The organism is Faecalibacter macacae (genome assembly GCF_003687725.1).
Classification (GTDB): domain Bacteria; phylum Bacteroidota; class Bacteroidia; order Flavobacteriales; family Weeksellaceae; genus Empedobacter; species Empedobacter macacae.
Genome location: NZ_RDOJ01000007.1, coordinates 20,542 through 36,927, shown reverse-complemented (window position 1 = coordinate 36,927; position 16,386 = coordinate 20,542). Strand labels below are relative to the sequence as shown.

Annotated in this window: 14 protein-coding genes and 1 tRNA gene; 12 read left to right on the top strand and 3 right to left on the bottom strand. The window is 31.6% G+C overall.

Features of this window, described 5'->3' with window-relative positions; genetic code table 11:
* Positions 1-67 precede the first annotated feature (67 nt).
* The gene (locus EAH69_RS06640; RefSeq protein WP_121934409.1) at positions 68-1,777 is read right to left on the bottom strand and encodes an ABC transporter ATP-binding protein; all 1,710 of its coding nucleotides are present in this window, start codon (positions 1,775-1,777) and stop codon (positions 68-70) included.
* 203 nt (positions 1,778-1,980) lie between these two features.
* Between EAH69_RS06640 and EAH69_RS06635 the strand changes: the two genes are divergently transcribed.
* On the top strand, positions 1,981-3,387 hold the full coding sequence (locus EAH69_RS06635) for a hemolysin family protein (RefSeq protein ID WP_121934408.1): 1,407 nt from the start codon (positions 1,981-1,983) through the stop codon (positions 3,385-3,387).
* A 34-nt stretch (positions 3,388-3,421) separates the two neighbouring features.
* Here the strand turns inward: EAH69_RS06635 and EAH69_RS06630 are convergent, their stop codons facing one another.
* Both EAH69_RS06630 and EAH69_RS06625 read right to left on the bottom strand, forming a co-directional pair.
* Positions 3,422-4,129, bottom strand: coding sequence for a 3'-5' exonuclease (locus EAH69_RS06630; protein WP_121934407.1), 708 nt, complete (start codon positions 4,127-4,129; stop codon positions 3,422-3,424).
* Positions 4,129-5,307, bottom strand: a complete 1,179-nt coding sequence (locus EAH69_RS06625) for a serine hydrolase domain-containing protein (RefSeq protein WP_121934406.1) — start codon at positions 5,305-5,307, stop codon at positions 4,129-4,131. Before EAH69_RS06625 ends, EAH69_RS06630 begins: the two co-directional genes overlap by 1 nt.
* Before the next feature lie 134 nt (positions 5,308-5,441).
* Here EAH69_RS06625 and EAH69_RS06620 point away from each other — a divergent pair, with 134 nt between their 5' ends.
* From EAH69_RS06620 to EAH69_RS06570, 11 genes are all read left to right on the top strand, one after another.
* Entirely contained in the window at positions 5,442-6,044 is a 603-nt protein-coding gene (locus EAH69_RS06620) for a superoxide dismutase (protein ID WP_121934405.1), read from the top strand.
* A gap of 66 nt (positions 6,045-6,110) precedes the next feature.
* Entirely contained in the window at positions 6,111-6,467 is a 357-nt protein-coding gene (folB, locus tag EAH69_RS06615; RefSeq protein WP_121934404.1) for a dihydroneopterin aldolase, read from the top strand.
* Between the two features lie 52 nt (positions 6,468-6,519).
* Positions 6,520-6,590 (top strand) — tRNA-Cys (locus EAH69_RS06610).
* A 662-nt stretch (positions 6,591-7,252) separates the two neighbouring features.
* Entirely contained in the window at positions 7,253-10,327 is a 3,075-nt protein-coding gene (locus EAH69_RS06605; RefSeq protein WP_121934403.1) for a type I restriction endonuclease subunit R, read from the top strand.
* 31 nt (positions 10,328-10,358) lie between these two features.
* Positions 10,359-11,972, top strand: coding sequence for an HsdM family class I SAM-dependent methyltransferase (locus EAH69_RS06600; RefSeq protein ID WP_121934402.1), 1,614 nt, complete (start codon positions 10,359-10,361; stop codon positions 11,970-11,972).
* Positions 11,965-13,227, top strand: coding sequence for a restriction endonuclease subunit S (locus EAH69_RS06595; protein ID WP_121934401.1), 1,263 nt, complete (start codon positions 11,965-11,967; stop codon positions 13,225-13,227). Before EAH69_RS06600 ends, EAH69_RS06595 begins: the two co-directional genes overlap by 8 nt.
* A gap of 99 nt (positions 13,228-13,326) precedes the next feature.
* Positions 13,327-13,641 (top strand): AlbA family DNA-binding domain-containing protein, encoded by a 315-nt coding sequence (locus EAH69_RS06590; RefSeq protein WP_121934400.1) that lies wholly within the window; start codon positions 13,327-13,329, stop codon positions 13,639-13,641.
* Positions 13,642-13,874: 233 nt separating this feature from the next.
* On the top strand, positions 13,875-14,114 hold the full coding sequence (locus EAH69_RS06585; protein ID WP_121934399.1) for a hypothetical protein: 240 nt from the start codon (positions 13,875-13,877) through the stop codon (positions 14,112-14,114).
* Between the two features lie 15 nt (positions 14,115-14,129).
* A complete protein-coding gene (locus EAH69_RS06580) occupies positions 14,130-15,017 on the top strand; it encodes a Fic family protein (RefSeq protein ID WP_121934398.1) in 888 nt (295 codons plus the stop codon).
* A gap of 255 nt (positions 15,018-15,272) precedes the next feature.
* Complete coding sequence (locus EAH69_RS06575; protein ID WP_147439103.1) at positions 15,273-15,977, top strand: hypothetical protein; 705 nt, start codon at positions 15,273-15,275, stop codon at positions 15,975-15,977.
* Positions 15,978-16,083: 106 nt separating this feature from the next.
* Positions 16,084-16,305 (top strand): hypothetical protein, encoded by a 222-nt coding sequence (locus EAH69_RS06570; protein ID WP_121934396.1) that lies wholly within the window; start codon positions 16,084-16,086, stop codon positions 16,303-16,305.
* The last annotated feature ends 81 nt before the right edge of the window (positions 16,306-16,386 follow it).

The window sequence follows — 16,386 nt, the reverse complement described above, 5'->3', positions numbered from 1 at the left end:
TTTCGATAGATATAAAAAAGCCCGAATCATTTGATTCGGGCTTTTTGTTTATAATAAAATGATGTGATTATAATTTTGGGATCGAAGCGATTAATTCCTGTGTATAAGTTGTAGATGGATTGGCGTAAACTTTATCTGCATCGTCCAATTCTTTCATTTCGCCATGTTGCATTACCAATAACTGATCCGACATGTATTTTACAACAGCCAAATCGTGAGAGATAAAAATGTATGTAAAACCGTATTCGGATTTTAAATCGTTTAATAGATTTAAAACCTGCGCTTGTACAGAAACATCTAATGCTGAAACCGATTCGTCACAGATGATAAATTTTGGTTGTAAAGCTAAAGCACGGGCAATTCCGACACGTTGTCTTTGTCCACCAGAAAATTCGTGCGGATATTTGTTTAAATCCGATGCTAATAATCCTACTTTTTCTAAAAGTGTTTTAGCTGTTTCTAAACGCTCTTTTTTGTTTGAACCAATTTTATGTACTTCCATCGGTTCAGTAATAATCTGAGCGATGGTATGACGTGGATTTAAACTTGAATAAGGATCTTGAAAGATGATTTGAATATCACGACGTAATTTTCTGATTTCTTCTTTTTTTAGTTTTGAAATATCAGTTCCGTTAAAGAAAATTTCACCAGCAGTAGGTTTTTCTAACAACAAAACTGTTCGTGATAATGTTGTTTTACCAGAACCAGATTCACCTACTAACCCTAAAGTTTCACCAGGAAATACTTTAAAAGAAATATCATCCACAGCCTTTACACTAGGAACATCAGATTGTCCAAATAAAGAAGATGGATAAAAGTATTTTTTTAGATTTTTAACTTCTAAAATTGGTGTTTGATTATATATTTTTTGATGAAATTCTTCTCTTTCTTCAGTTGTATATATTTCAGATTGATGATTCGCATCATTCAAAAAATCTTTTACAGTTGGTAAGCGTTTGTAGCGTTCTTCTAAACGAGGACGACAAGCGATTAAACCTTTGGTATAGTTTTCTTTTGGATTATTAAAGATGTCGGTAACATTTCCTTGTTCAACTACATCACCTCTAAACATTACTAAAACTTCTTCGCAAACATTTGCAATCACACCTAAATCATGAGAAATAAAAATCATACTCATGTTTTCTTCTTGTTGTAACTCCTTCAATAGATCCAAAGTTGCTTTTTGTACCGTAACATCTAATGCAGTTGTAGGTTCATCTGCAATTAATAATTTTGGCTCGCACGCAATTGCCATAGCAATCATTACACGTTGCTTTTGTCCACCCGATAATTCGTGAGGATACGCTTTATATACACGTTCAGGATTCGGAAGTTTAACTTTTTCAAATAAGCTAATCACTTTGGCTTTCGCTTCCGTTTTAGAAAGTTTTTGATGTAATAAAATAGATTCTTCTACTTGTTCACCACAACGTAAACTCGGATTTAACGAAGTCATAGGTTCTTGGAAAATCATTGCGATATCGTTTCCTCGAATTTTTCTGATTTCGTTCGTATCTAATTCAAGTAAATTTATTGTAGATCCATTTTGATGAAATAGAATTTCACTTCCAGCATGTATCTTCGCCAAAGGCGATAATAATCCCATGATAGCAAGCGATGTAATTGATTTACCAGAACCAGATTCTCCTACAATTCCTAAAGTTTCACCTTGTTGTACCTTAAAATTAATGTTGTTTAAAACCTGTTTTTCTCCAAAAGAAACAGTTAGGTTTTTAACTTCAATAATCCAAGGTTGTGACGTTGTTGATGTGTTCATATTTAACAAATATTGACAGCTGAAATTTACAGATTTTTTATGGATTGTATGAGATGAAGCGAAAAATGAATTTTGAATCTAAATTTTTCATAATTTTGCTGAGAATCAAAAATCTAAATAAATTTCAAAAAAAATTATTAATTTAGAGATTATGATTCCCAGCTTTAAAAAAAATTGAACGTGCTGGTTTTTAATTTCAACAGATGGATACATACTCCCAGATTTCGACATTGTTTTTAGTTGCTAATCACAATGTCACAGATGAAATTTCAGTAGCAAAACTTTTGCTAACAATTTTTCTTGTTTTTTTAAATGGTTTTTTCGTGGCAGCCGAATTCGCTATTGTGAAAGTAAGATCTTCTCAGATTGAAGTCAACCAAGATATCAATTCTGGTGTCTCAAATGTTGCCAAACTTATCGTAAACAACTTAGACTCTTATCTTGCTGCAACGCAGTTAGGTATTACACTTGCTTCGCTTGGTTTAGGTTGGGTAGGAGAATCTTCTTTAATGCCTGTCGTAATTAAATTATTTGAAGTTTTAGGATTAACAGGACCAGAATGGATGAGTTTTGCTCAGAATTTCTCATTTATTATTGCTTTCGTTATCATTACGATTTTACACATTGTTTTTGGTGAGTTAGCGCCGAAATCTTTAGCAATTCAGTTTCCTACTAAAACAACTTTTACAGTAGCGTGGCCTTTACGTATTTTCTATTTCGTGTTCAGACCAGTAATTTGGTTAATGAATGGATTAGCGAATATGATTTTACGTGCTATCGGAATCAAGCCAATACATGGTGGAGATATCCATACAGAGGAAGAGCTTAAAATGATTATTACTGAAAGTTCTGAAGGTGGAGCGATTGAAGAATCTGAACGAGATTTAATTCAGAATGTATTTGAGTTTGATGATCGTAGAGTAATTAATATTCAAACACTTCGTAAAAACGTTTCTGCAATTAACGTAACAACTTCTGTTAGAGATGCGATAGATTTTGCAATTCAGGAAGGTTACTCACGTTACCCAGTTTACGAAGAATCGATAGATAATATTATTGGTATTTTATATACAAAAGATTTAATGCGTCAATTAATGGCAAATCCGAACGAAACTGATATTTCTGGTTTATTACGTGAACCTTTATTTATTTCGGAAAGTGCAATGATTAAACACGTATTAAAACAATTCCAAAAGAAACACGTACAAATGGCAGTTGTTACCAACGAGGTAGGAGAACTTGCTGGTATTGTTTCTATGGAAGATATTTTAGAGGAGTTAGTTGGAGAGATTCAAGACGAATATGATAACGAAGATCCAATTGTAGAGCGTTTAGATAAAGGAGTTTATTTAGTTAATGCACATAATACAATTTCTGACATCAATCGTTTATTACCTTACAAATTTGAAGAATCTGAGCATTATGATACATTAGCAGGATTAATTTCTGAAGTGTGTTATGATCGTGAATTAGAGGAAGAAGATATTATTGAGCTGAACGAATATACAGGTGTCGTTAAAAAGATGTACCGAAATTCTGTTGAACAAATATTACTTACGATTCATGAAGGAATTGAAATTCTAGAGGATCTAACAGAAGATAATGAATAAATCAAAAGCCACTCATTCGAGTGGCTTTCTTATTTTATAAATCTTCTCTTCGAGAAAGTATACTTTCGTATCTCATTTTTCTAAAAACGTTAACAAGGGTAACAACATCTTTCTCGCAATAATCTTTGATGCGTTCTACATTGTTTTCATCGTAATATACTTTTGCAACTTGCGAACCGTCAATGTCATCTTTTGGGGTTGGAATTTCGAAGATATTTGCCATTAAATCCAAAGATGTAAAATGTTTATAATCTCCAAATTTCCACAATTCCATCGTATCTAAATGTGGAATCTCCCATGGTTTTTTTCCAAACATTTGCAAAATTCTAGGGATTTCAATTTGATTAATCATCATGCGTCTTGCAATGTATGGGAAATCAAATTCTTTACCATTATGTGCACATAACAAATGATCAGGTTTAAAGAAATTTTCGACTAACATCGAATTAAAATCTTTCAATATCTTTTCTTCATCATGACCATAGAAACTTTTAATGTGGATGTAATTTTCATTCACTACAATTCCACAAGAAATACAAACTATCTTACCAAATTCAGCCATTATTCCAGCTCGTTCGTGATAAAATTCTTCAGGAGAAATTTCATCATTATTTCGCTGATATGCTGTTTTCTTAGCCCATAATTCTTGTGTTCGTTCAGATAATAAATTCCAGTTATCCGTTTGTGGAACTGTTTCTATATCTAAGAAAAGTATCTTTTTGTATGGAATAGTATTTAGCATTATTTTACATTTTGATTAATACGAATTGCCTCATCTACCAAACGATAAACGTCGCCATCTGTGATTGGGTTATTTTGTGGCTGATCTTGGTGGGTCTTTCCTGTTCTTACAACGATTAAATTTTGAGAAGGAATAACAATTACACGTTGCCCTAAATGTCCTAACATAGCATAAAATGGTGTTTTGTAAGAGGGATCCATCCAGATTGAATGTCCGTAAATTGGAACTTCTCTATTGATGAACGCTTTTGAATTTGGTTGAACCATTTTCTGAACAAACGCAGAATCTAAAATCTGTTTATTGTTCCATCTCCCATTATTTAATAGTAATTGACCTAATTTAGCAAAATCACGACCAGTCGTATTAAAACAACAATACGTTTTTTCCATTCCATTTGGATTATCTTTCGACCATTGCGCATCAAACTCCATTCCCATAGGTTGCCAAAGCACTTCTTGTGCGTATTGCGAAATAGATTTGTCTTTCAAAGCGCGTTTTAAAAGAATTCCTAACAATTGTGTATCACCCGAAAGATATTCGAAATGTCCACCAGATTTTTTGATAAATTTTCGATCTAAAATCTGTTCTTCGATGTTATCACCATAATAAGCTTTTGCTGTTGGATTTAGCGGAAGGTAATAATCTTCAGCCCAATCGTAGCCAGAAGTCATTGCAGATAAATCTGCAATTGTACAATCTTTACCAAATTCATCAGCTTTAAATTCAGGTAAAAAATCTGTTATTTTTTGATCAAAACTTTTAATATATCCATCTTCAATCGCTTTCCCAACTAACATAGTAGTAATAGATTTAGCAACTGAAAAAGAATTGGTAATGCTTGATTCATCATATCCAGAATAATATTTTTCAGTTAATAATTGTCCATCTTTAATTATAATAAATGAAGCGGTTTTATAATCGATTAATTCTTTTTCAAATTCAGGATTAATATTTATCAGATTATATGATTGATGCTTTTGCCACAGTTGTGGAGTTCCTGCCAAGATGACATTATTGTCGAAATCTCTGTAATCATCAATATTGGCTGTTTTTTCGCCTTTTAAATAGGTTAATTGTACACCTCTAATAATATAATCATTACCTGTAAAATACAGTGCAAGAAGGATTAAAGCAATAATTATTAAAAACCATTTAACGATTTTCCAAAGTGTTTTCATAGGATTTGTTCTTCTGGAATTACTAATTTAAACTATTCATATTAAATTATGTTAATATTTTCTGACTTCGGTCTTATATTTGTAGAAATTGATTTAATTTTAATCAAATTAATAATCTAAAAAAATAAAATATCATGGCATTTGAATTACCACAATTACCATATGCATTAGATGCATTAGAGCCTCACATTGACGCTAAAACAATGGAAATCCACCACGGAAAACACCATGCAGCATACACTACAAACTTAAATGCAGCTATCGAAGGAACTGATTTAGCTAACGCTACAATCGAAGAAATCTTAGCGAACGGAACTGGAACTCCAGCTGTACGTAACAATGGTGGAGGTTTTTACAACCACAACTTATTTTGGGAAACTTTAGCTCCAAACGCAGGAGGTAACCCAACAGGAGAGTTAGCTGAAGCTATTGATGCTGCTTTCGGATCTTTTGACGCATTTAAAGACGAATTTTCTAAAGCTGCTGCCACACGCTTTGGATCAGGATGGGCTTGGTTAGTAGTTGTTGATGGTAAATTAGTAGTTACTTCTACTCCAAACCAAGACAACCCATTAATGCCAGTTGCTGATGTACAAGGTCAACCAATTTTAGGTTTAGATGTTTGGGAGCACGCTTACTACTTAAACTACCAAAACCGTCGTCCAGACTACATCAACGCTTTCTTTAACGTTGTTAACTGGGCTAAAGTTGCTGAATTATACGCAGCAGCAAAATAATTCGATCAGAATTAATTAAATATATCAAGACTTGCTTTTAAAGCAAGTCTTTTTTATTTTTGGCACATGGGAACGATTATTTTAGAAAATATCAAGATTTACTCAAACCATGGGTGTTTGGACGAAGAAGCTCGTATTGGATCTGATTATTTAGTGGATTTAGAAGCTCGTGCAGACTTTTCTAAGGCTTGTGAGTCGGACGAATTAGTTGATGCATTAGATTATGTAACATTAAATAATATTGTGAAGGAAGAAGTTAGTATCCGTTCAAAATTATTAGAGCATGTGTGTAAAAGAGTCTTAGATCGTATAGGACAGGAACTTACAACTGTTACTTATGCAAAGATTAAACTTTCTAAGGTGAATCCTCCTATTGGTGGGCATGTAGAAAAAGTAAGTATTATTTTAGAAAAAGAATATTAGTCTTTGTTTTTTTAAAATTATTGCTATATTTGCAAACCAAAATGATGGAAATGGTTCCTTGACCGAGCGGTTAGGTAGCGGTCTGCAAAACCGTCCACAGCGGTTCGAATCCGCTAGGAACCTCAATAAAAACCTCAACTCCTTATAAACAGGGATGTTGAGGTTTTTTTATTTCTACAAGTCCGACATTCGTCCGATTTTCCTCGATTTCTTACTTTTCTTGTTACTAATTTACAAATAATTTTCATTGGTAATATAGATCTATTGTTATCTTTATTTAAACTTATACTTAACTATGATAAAAGAAAAGAACTATTTTAAGTTAAAGGAAAAAGGAGGTTCAGATCAAATAACATTATTTTAATCGTTTTTTTCTACCCCTCCCTCCGTATCCTCTTAATTCCCCCCTCCCTCCCTATAAGAACATAAATTAGAAGCAGGTAGCTCCAAAAATTTTTTGGTAATTTTTCAGATTTTAAAAATCTTAGATGTGATAAATGAGGTGAAATCACTTGAATTTTAGTCATACAATTTATTTACTCTAAAATAGTATTGTAAGATACTGATAACTAACTGTATAGTTTCTAGTTTAGATAAAAAGCTAACACTTTTGTGTCTTTAAAAGTTGTTAAAACAAACAAAATCAGTAGTTTGGTGTTGTTTAAAATAGGGTTTAATCTAACGTAAAGTGTTTTATGTTAGTTAATAAGATTAAGTTTAATTGTAGTAAATATTCGGACTTTTGAGGTTCCTTTTATTATATTTACTCTACTATAAAACTAACCATGGCTTTCAACGAAGACTCAAGAGTAAAAATACCAGCACTTTTACATCTAACACGATTAGGATACCAATACATACCTCAAAACCAACAAAAAAGACAAGAGGAAACCAACATATTTACAGAAATATTCTTTGAAAGTATTCAAAGAATCAATCCCGATGCAACAAAAGACGAAATTAAAGTAGTCTTAGATGAGATTACTTTAGAAGCGAATTTTGAAGACCTAGGAGAAAAATTCTACAAAAGATTAACTTCTTCATCAGGAATCAAATTAATCGACTTCAAAGACTTCAACAACAATTCATTTCATGTAACGACTGAACTAACTTGTCGTAACGGAGAAGAAGAATTTCGTCCAGACATCACCATTTTAATCAACGGGATTCCTTTATCATTTATCGAAGTAAAGAAACCGAATAACAAAGACGGTATTCTAGCTGAACGTAAACGTATCAATCAACGTTTTCAAAATCCTAAATTCAGAAGATTTGCAAACATTACGCAGTTAATGATCTTCTCTAATAACATGGAATACGAAGACGGGGTAATCGAACCTATACAAGGTGCTTATTATGCAACATCAGCATATAAAAAACTACATTTCAGTTATTTCAGAGAAGATCCAGACTATCCTGTTCAAGATCGACTAAAAGAAATCAATCCCGAAAAAGAAATCGAAATCTTAAAGGATAATAACCTATACGCCATCAAAGACAGTCCCGAATACATCACAAATAAACACTACGATTCACCAACCAATAGAATATTAACTTCATTACTTTCACGTCAGCGTTTCGCTTTTATCTTAAAATACACATTGGCGTATGTACACGAAGAAGAAAATGGCGTTCCTGTAGTTCAAAAACACATCATGCGTTATCCTCAGATATTCGCAACCATGGCAATTGCTGCAAAGTTAGATCAAGGCATCAACAAAGGCATCATTTGGCATACACAAGGTTCAGGGAAAACAGCATTAGCTTATTACAACGTAAAGCACTTAACAGATTATTTCCAAAAGAAAAACATCATTCCTAAGTTCTATTTCATTGTAGACCGTATCGACTTATTAGAACAAGCAACAACCGAATTTTCAAATCGTGGGTTAAAAGTAAACCGTGTCAATTCTCGTATAGAGTTCATTAACGATATGAAAAAAGTTGGAGCAATTTTGAATCACGCAGGTGAACCAGAAATTACAGTAGTTAACATTCAAAAGTTTTCAGACGAGGTAAGTACAGATATGCCTATTGATTATGATATCAATGTACAGCGAATCTATTTCTTAGATGAAGCACACCGTTCATACAATCCAAAAGGTAACTATTTAGCCAACTTAATTAGTTCGGATAAAAATGCAATTAAAATCGCATTAACAGGTACCCCTTTATTAAAAGAGGTTGCTAAAGAATATGATTCTAAAAAGTTGTTTGGGGATTATATTCACAAATATTATTACAACATGTCAATTGCCGACGGATATACGTTGCGTTTAATCCGAGAGGAAATTAAAAGTAAATTCCAAATGCAAATGGCAGAAGTTTTAGATCGTTTACAGGTAAAACAAGGCGATATTCTAAAAACAGAGGTCTATGCTCACGAGCAATACGTTCGTCCATTGTTAGAATATATTACAGATGATTTAATCGAATTCCGTGTTGCTAATAACGACAGCTCATTAGGGGCAATGGTCGTTTGTGAATCAGCAACTCAAGCTAAAAAGTTATTCGAATTGTTCGAAGAGAAATATGGCGTACAAGAAATTGATGCAAGCAAATTAGTAGCCGAACCATACAATGTCTACCAAACAAAACAGCCTAAATTAAAAGCGGCTTTAATCTTGCACGATGCCAACGACAAAGAAATTCGTAAAGATTTAATCAAAGGCTTTAAAAGTGGTAAAGTAGACATCTTATTTGTTTACAACATGCTACTAACAGGTTTCAGTGCAAATCGTTTAAAGAAATTGTATCTAAATCGTGTCATTAAAGATCATAATTTATTACAAGCCTTAACACGTGTTAACCGTCCATATAAAAGTTACGAATACGGTTACGTTGTTGATTTTGCAGATATTTCTAAAGCATTCGACCGTACCAATGCCTTGTATTTTCAAGAGCTTCAAAATCAATTGGGCGACGATTTCGAGTATTACAACAATTTATTCAAATCCAAAGAAGAGGTGCAAAAAGACTTACAACAGGTCAAAGAAACCTTATTCCAATACAACACCCAAAACAAAGAAATTTTCTCTCAACAAATTCAACAAATCAAAGATAAAAGTATTGTCTTAGATTTAGTAAAGGCATTACAAACAGCCAAAGATTTAAGAAATGTAATTAAATTGGAAGGATACGAAGACATCGAACTTGATATCAATTTTTCAGATTACAACCGCTTTTTAATCGAAGCTCGTGCGCAATTAGATAAATTAAACGTAGTAGATAACCTTCAAAACAAAGAAGAGAATACTAAATTATTAAACCTGGCTTTAGAGGAGGTTTATTTTGATTTTGTGAAAATTGGAGAAAACGAATTGGTATTAGCCGATCAATTAAAAAATCAAATTCGTACAACGCGAGAAGCCTTACAACATAATTTCGACCAACAAGATCCTCGTTTTATTTCGTTAAGAGAAGAGTTAGAACGTATCTTTGCCAACAAGAAATTAGATGAGGTTTCGCAGGACGAAATGCAAGAGCATATTCACTTACTTAAAAATATTCACGACAAAGTAAAGGAACTAAATCGTTTAAATAATAACCTAAAAGATAAGTATCAAAACGACGAAAAGTACGTGCGTATCCATAATCGTTTAACCGAAAATGAAGGGTTAGGTGTGCAAGAGTCTAAATTATTTGATGCGTTAATCAAAGTAAAAGAAAAAACAGACGAGCAAATCCTTAAAAATCAAAACATTTTAAGCAATACCGCTTTCTTCGAAAAGAATTTAATGCAAAATGTGGTGAAAGAATTTGTGCAAACCCAAAACATTAAGTTAGATTTTAAAACAACCCAAAAAATAAATTACTTAATCGTAAGCGAGTACCAACAACAATACAACGGATACAGATAAAGTAAAGAATACAAATAACGAAAACAATAAAATGACAGATATAAATTTCATTAACCAAACAAAGGCATTAATCGACAACTTAAAAAGTGTGTGTGCCAATTATGGTTTAGGAAACGACGGGAACGAATTTAAGATTATCACACAGGTATTCTTATACAAATTCTTGAATGATAAATTTCGTTATGAAGCGAAGAAAGTTAATCCTACTTTAGCAGAAGCAGATAACTTCCAACAAGCATTAGAAAATTTGTCCGAAGACGAATATAATTTCTTAACGGTGTTAATTGGGGCTGATATTCCACAGTTAAGACCACAACACATGATTACGTATTTATACAACAACCAAAATCAAGAGGATTTTGCCAAGTTGTTTGATGATACGTTACGCCAAATCAGTTTAGAAAATGCAGAGATTTTCTCGATCAAATCTTCTTCTGGTGCGAAAGATAAAATGTTTGATGAGTTAAGCCAATTCATTTCGGATGGTTCACAACGTGATGCTTTTTGTCGTGCATTAGTCAATAAATTATTCGAATTTTCTTTCGAGAAAATGTTCGAAGAGAAATACGATTTCTTTGCAACGATTTTCGAGTATTTAATCAAAGATTACAACACCGATTCGGGTGGTAAATATGCCGAATATTACACACCTCACGCGGTGGCTCGTATTATGGCTAAAATTTTAGCACCAGATCCTGTAAGTGGCGTAAAATGTTACGACCCAAGTGCGGGTTCAGGAACGTTATTGATGAGTATTGCCCACCAAATTGGGGAAGAAAATTGTACCATTTATTCAGAGGATATTTCGCAGAAATCATCTAATATGTTGCGTTTAAATTTAGTGTTAAACAATTTATCACACAGTATCCCAAATATCATTAAAACCAATACTATTGCGGAACCAACGTATTTAAACGAGAAGTTCGATTACATTGTTTCTAATCCTCCGTTTAAATTAGATTTTTCCGATTTTAGAGAAGATTTACAAAAGGATGCGTTTAAAGATCGTTTCTTCGCTGGGATTCCTAATGTGCCTAAAACAAAAAAGGAATCGATGGCGATTTACTTAATGTTTATTCAACACATCATGTACAGCCTATCCGACAAAGGAAAAGCAGCCATTGTGTTACCTACAGGTTTTATTACGGCACAAAGTGGAATCGAAAAGAAAATTCGCCAAGCGATGATAGAGCGTGGATGGTTACGTGGGGTAGTTTCTATGCCATCTAATATTTTTGCAAGTACGGGGACTAATGTATCGGTAGTATTCCTAGATAAAAATGCAGACAACGAACACATTGTGTTAATGGATGCATCAAAGTTAGGAACAACGGTAAAAGATGGGAAGAACCAACGTACGGTTTTAACGCAAGATGAGGAAGAAAAAATCATTGAAACCTTCAACAACAAAGAAGCCGTTGAAGATTTAAGCGTAGTCGTTTCCAAAGAAGAAATTATTGCAAAAAATTATTCGTTTTCAGCAGGACAATACTTCGAGGTAAAGATTGAATATGTTGACATTACACCCGAAGAGTTCCAACAAAAAATGAACGATTTCGAAACGCGTTTAGCTACTTTATTTGCAGAAGGCAACGCCTTAGACCAAGAGATTCAGAAACAATTAAAAGGATTGAAGTATGAGTAACTTTATTAAACTAAAAGATGTTTGTATTAAGATTACTGATGGTGCTCATTATAGTCCTATAGGGGTTGATGAAGGTTTTCCTATGTATTCTGTAAAAGATATGAACCATAACGGTTTCGATTCTACATCTTGTAAATATATTTCTGAGAATGATTACAATGATTTAGTTAAAGCAGATTGTAAACCTCTAGTTAATGATGTATTAATTGCTAAAGATGGAAGTTATTTAAAACACGTATTTGTAATTAGAGAAGAGAAAGAGGAAGTTATATTATCTTCTATAGGAATATTACGTCCTGACATTGAAAGAATTAATCCGCATTATTTAAAATATTATTTACATACAAAATCAGTTAAAGATACAGTTGCTAAAAAATATGTTTCAGGTAGTGCACTTCCCAGAATTATTTTAAAAAATTTTGGTGAGATTGAGATTATAAATAAGCCTATTAATGAACAACAAAAAATAGCCGTAGTTCTTTCAGCCTTAGACGATAAAATCGAAGTCAACAACAAAATCAATGCAGAGTTAGAAGCCATGGCAAAAACACTGTACGATTATTGGTTTGTCCAATTCGAATTCCCTATCACCAACGAAAGTCATCCTGAACTTGTTTCAGGATCTCATCCTGTAGGCTACAAATCATCTGGCGGTAAAATGGTTTACAATCCAACTCTAAAACGCGAAATTCCTGAGGGTTGGGAGGTGAAAGAGTTAAATGAAATAGCTAATATAACAATGGGACAATCTCCTTCTGGTGAATCATACAATTCTGATGCTCAGGGTATAATATTTTTTCAAGGTTCTACTGATTTTGGGTGGAGATATCCAGAAAATCGTATGTATACTTCTCAACCTACTAGATTTGCAAAAGAAGATGATATTCTATTAAGTGTTAGAGCACCAGTTGGTACAATGAATATAGCAATGTATGATTGTTGTATTGGTCGAGGGTTGGCAAGTATAAATAGTAAGGAAGGGTTTAACTCTTACATTATTTATTTAATGAATGAATTTAAAAAAAGATTTGATTTTTTAAATGGGGTAGGAACAACTTTTGGTTCATTAACTAAAGACGATTTGTTTACTTTAAAATTAGCTTATCCTAATAAAGATATCTTGGCTAAATTCAATGATATGGTATCAATCTATGATGCTAAAATAAAAATTAATACAAAACAAAACCAAGAACTCGCACAATTACGCGATTGGTTATTACCTATGCTAATGAATGGGCAAGTAACGGTGGAGTAAGAGAATATTTAATAAAAAATAAATCAAAACCTCAACATTTTTATGATGTTGAGGTTTTTAATATCTTTATTAAATTACTAAAATTGTAACATAGAACTGATGACAAATCAAGAAATTGAAAATATTTTATCTAAAGGAGAAGGTACTCGCATTGAATTTAAAAAATGTGATGACGGTAAAGTTCCAAGAAGTATTTATGATACAATTTGTTCTTTTTTAAACAAGGAAGGTGGTGTTATTTTAGCTGGTGTAGATGATAATGGAGATGTTAATGGTATACCAGAGGATAAGTTAAGTAGTTTTATAACGACCGTATCAACAACGGTTAATAATCCTTCAACAATAATCCACCAATATCTATTTCACCTTTTCCTTATAAGTATAAGGAGAAAAATATTATTATTATCAAATTAGCAGTGAGCTCACAAGTGCATTGTTATAATAACGATATCTACGATAGAGTTGATGAAGCTGATATAAAAATAGTTGATGACACCCAAACGAATGAAATTTACTTTAGGAAAAGACAGATTTTTACGGAAGGTCAAATCTATGAGTATTTAAAATTTTAGGATTTAGATATTAATCTTTTTGATAAAGCTAAAAGTTTAATCAAGATATCCAATCCATCACATCCTTGGTTAAATATGGAACCATTAGAAATTTTGAGAAGTTCGTCATTGTATAGAAAAGATTTTAAAACAGGTGAAGAGGGGTTTACATTAGCTGCTGCACTTATCTTTGGAAAGGATGAAACAATACAAAGTTTATTACCAGCTTATAAAGTAGAAGCAATGGTTAGACGTGATAATTTGGATCGATGGGATGATAGAATAACACCACCTTTACGAACTAATTTAATCGATACATATTTACGGTTAATGTAGTTTATTCGTAAACATTTGGAAGAAAGATTTTATGTCGATGAAAATGGTCAAAGAATTAGTTTAAGAGAAAATATATTTCGTGAATTAGTTGGTAATGTAATCGTACATAGAGAGTATACTAATAATCAACCTACAGAAATTATAATTTATAAAAACAAAGTAATTTCAACTAATCCTAATAGAGCTACTTTTACTGGAGCTCTAGATATTCAGAATTTCTCACCATTTGCCAAAAATCCTAATATTAGAAAGTTTTTTACTGCATTTGGATGGACTGATGAAATAGGTTCTGGAGTTAGAAATATAGCTAAATTTTTAGCAGAATATGCTAAAGGAGCTGTCCCTATATTTTTTGAAGATAATATCTTTAAAACCGAAATACCTTTATTACAACGTGATTTATCTCCATTTACGGGGATTTTATTAGAGTTTATAGGTATAAATTCATTTGGTTATATTAATGAAGATCATCTTAGTAATATTCCATTATCTGATGAAGTAGAAGGAATAGAACAATCAGATGTTATTTTCAATTTAGTATCAAGATGGAATGAAGAAGGTATCAAGATGCAAAATTTAGATTGGGCTGTTAATAAGAATTTTACAGAAGATAATTGGAAAGAGGTACCAAGATGGGAGGAAAAAGGTACCAAGATTATTCCTAAGAAAAATTTATACCTATTACAGATCCTATTTCTTTGTTTGGATCCACTTCCTTTAGATGAAATTCTTAATAAAATGGGGTATTCAAATAAGCAGTCTTTTAGGGAAAGGTACTTAGGTGGATTATTAGCTGAAGATCTGATAGAGAGAACACTTCCAGATAAACCTAACTCTAAATATCAACGTTATAAAACATCTAATAAGGGTAAATTATTTTTAGGAGGTGTAAAATTAAAATAGGTATTTTATTCTAATGTTAAAGGTACCAAGATAAGTTTAATTTAGATTTAGGAAATGATCATGAATAGGTATTAATCAGTTTTAGAGTCATAAATAGGTACCAAGATGATACTTAAAAAGTACCAAGATGATAAAATCAAATAAAACCTCAACATAAATTGTGGACATGCCCCAAAAAGTTAGACACTTTCTGGGGTATTTTTTATGGGAAGAAAAGAAAGTTTTACACTTAATAATTTAATTACATTTTCGATTATGAAAAAAATAGAATCTTTTGATAAAGCTATATTATTAATATCTGTTATTTCTTTAATTGTTTTAGGATGTCTAACATTTGATTTTAAATTTTGTTCGGTTTTTAATAGTATTATAAGTAAACGAATTAACGAGATTATAAATGATTTATTTATTGGTATTATTTGTAGTAGTATTTTTTATTTTATTGTACAATGGTGGCCTAATTATATTAAAAGAAAAACAGCATATGATCTTAATAAAGTTTTTTTAAATAATATTTTAATAAATCTTGAAGGTATTTTGTCGTTGTATTCTGAAAAATATTTAAATAATAAAATTATAGATAAATTAGAATTTCAAGACTTTATTAAAATAGAGAAAAATTATAATGATGATAAAAGTAACTTTATAAATGACTATAATAGTTTAAAGCTTTTTATTGAAAATATTAACGAGAATTCTGTTAAGATAAATGAGAATTCACACCTAAGCCAATTACCAGAAGAATTAATAGCTATTAACAATAATATTAATACCAATTTTTATAAAATACTTTATAAGATTCAATGTATGAAACAATCAATACAAATTTTTACAAATGTATTAGATGGTGTTAATATAAATAGTGAAACGATTTGTTTAATTTTAAAATATGAAAATATATCTAAAGATTTAGATGAGTTATATTTAATATACAAGAAAATCAGAAAATTTTCTAAGTAAGGATCTTATTTTATAGGTTTAGGTTAATTAGGAAAAATTACATTATTCATTTAATTTCTCAATAATCTCTATCTTTGTAAGAGTTTGATTATTCAATTACAGATAAATGGCAGAAGAAAAACAATATATAGAAAAGGAAGTGAACTATAAAGGACATACAAAGACTTTTAAAGTTGAGGTAATGCCAGTTCCTCCGTTCGATCCTAATTATATAAGTGAAGAAGCTTACGAACGATTAAAGAACGATTATATCGAAGAAGCGAAAAATCGTTTAGCTGACGAAAAAATCCTTTGGGTTTTTGGAATAGAACAAGAATTACAGAAATAAGTTATCATAAAGTCGAGATTTAATCTCGACTTTGTTTTTTTAGTATGTTTTTAAAATTAAAAAAACCGATTACTTTTCGTA

Bases quoted from the DNA above. Each gene is read 5' to 3' on its own strand.
- EAH69_RS06605 (WP_121934403.1), top strand. From the start codon at position 7,253: ATGGCTTTCAACGAAGACTCAAGAGTAAAAATACCAGCACTTTTACAT.
- EAH69_RS06625 (WP_121934406.1), bottom strand. From the start codon at position 5,307: ATGAAAACACTTTGGAAAATCGTTAAATGGTTTTTAATAATTATTGCT.
- EAH69_RS06620 (WP_121934405.1), top strand. From the start codon at position 5,442: ATGGCATTTGAATTACCACAATTACCATATGCATTAGATGCATTAGAG.
- folB (WP_121934404.1), top strand. From the start codon at position 6,111: ATGGGAACGATTATTTTAGAAAATATCAAGATTTACTCAAACCATGGG.
- EAH69_RS06590 (WP_121934400.1), top strand. From the start codon at position 13,327: ATGACAAATCAAGAAATTGAAAATATTTTATCTAAAGGAGAAGGTACT.
- EAH69_RS06570 (WP_121934396.1), top strand. From the start codon at position 16,084: ATGGCAGAAGAAAAACAATATATAGAAAAGGAAGTGAACTATAAAGGA.
- EAH69_RS06640 (WP_121934409.1), bottom strand. From the start codon at position 1,777: ATGAACACATCAACAACGTCACAACCTTGGATTATTGAAGTTAAAAAC.
- EAH69_RS06585 (WP_121934399.1), top strand. From the start codon at position 13,875: ATGGAACCATTAGAAATTTTGAGAAGTTCGTCATTGTATAGAAAAGAT.
- EAH69_RS06575 (WP_147439103.1), top strand. From the start codon at position 15,273: ATGAAAAAAATAGAATCTTTTGATAAAGCTATATTATTAATATCTGTT.
- EAH69_RS06600 (WP_121934402.1), top strand. From the start codon at position 10,359: ATGACAGATATAAATTTCATTAACCAAACAAAGGCATTAATCGACAAC.
- EAH69_RS06595 (WP_121934401.1), top strand. From the start codon at position 11,965: ATGAGTAACTTTATTAAACTAAAAGATGTTTGTATTAAGATTACTGAT.
- EAH69_RS06635 (WP_121934408.1), top strand. From the start codon at position 1,981: ATGGATACATACTCCCAGATTTCGACATTGTTTTTAGTTGCTAATCAC.
- EAH69_RS06630 (WP_121934407.1), bottom strand. From the start codon at position 4,129: ATGCTAAATACTATTCCATACAAAAAGATACTTTTCTTAGATATAGAA.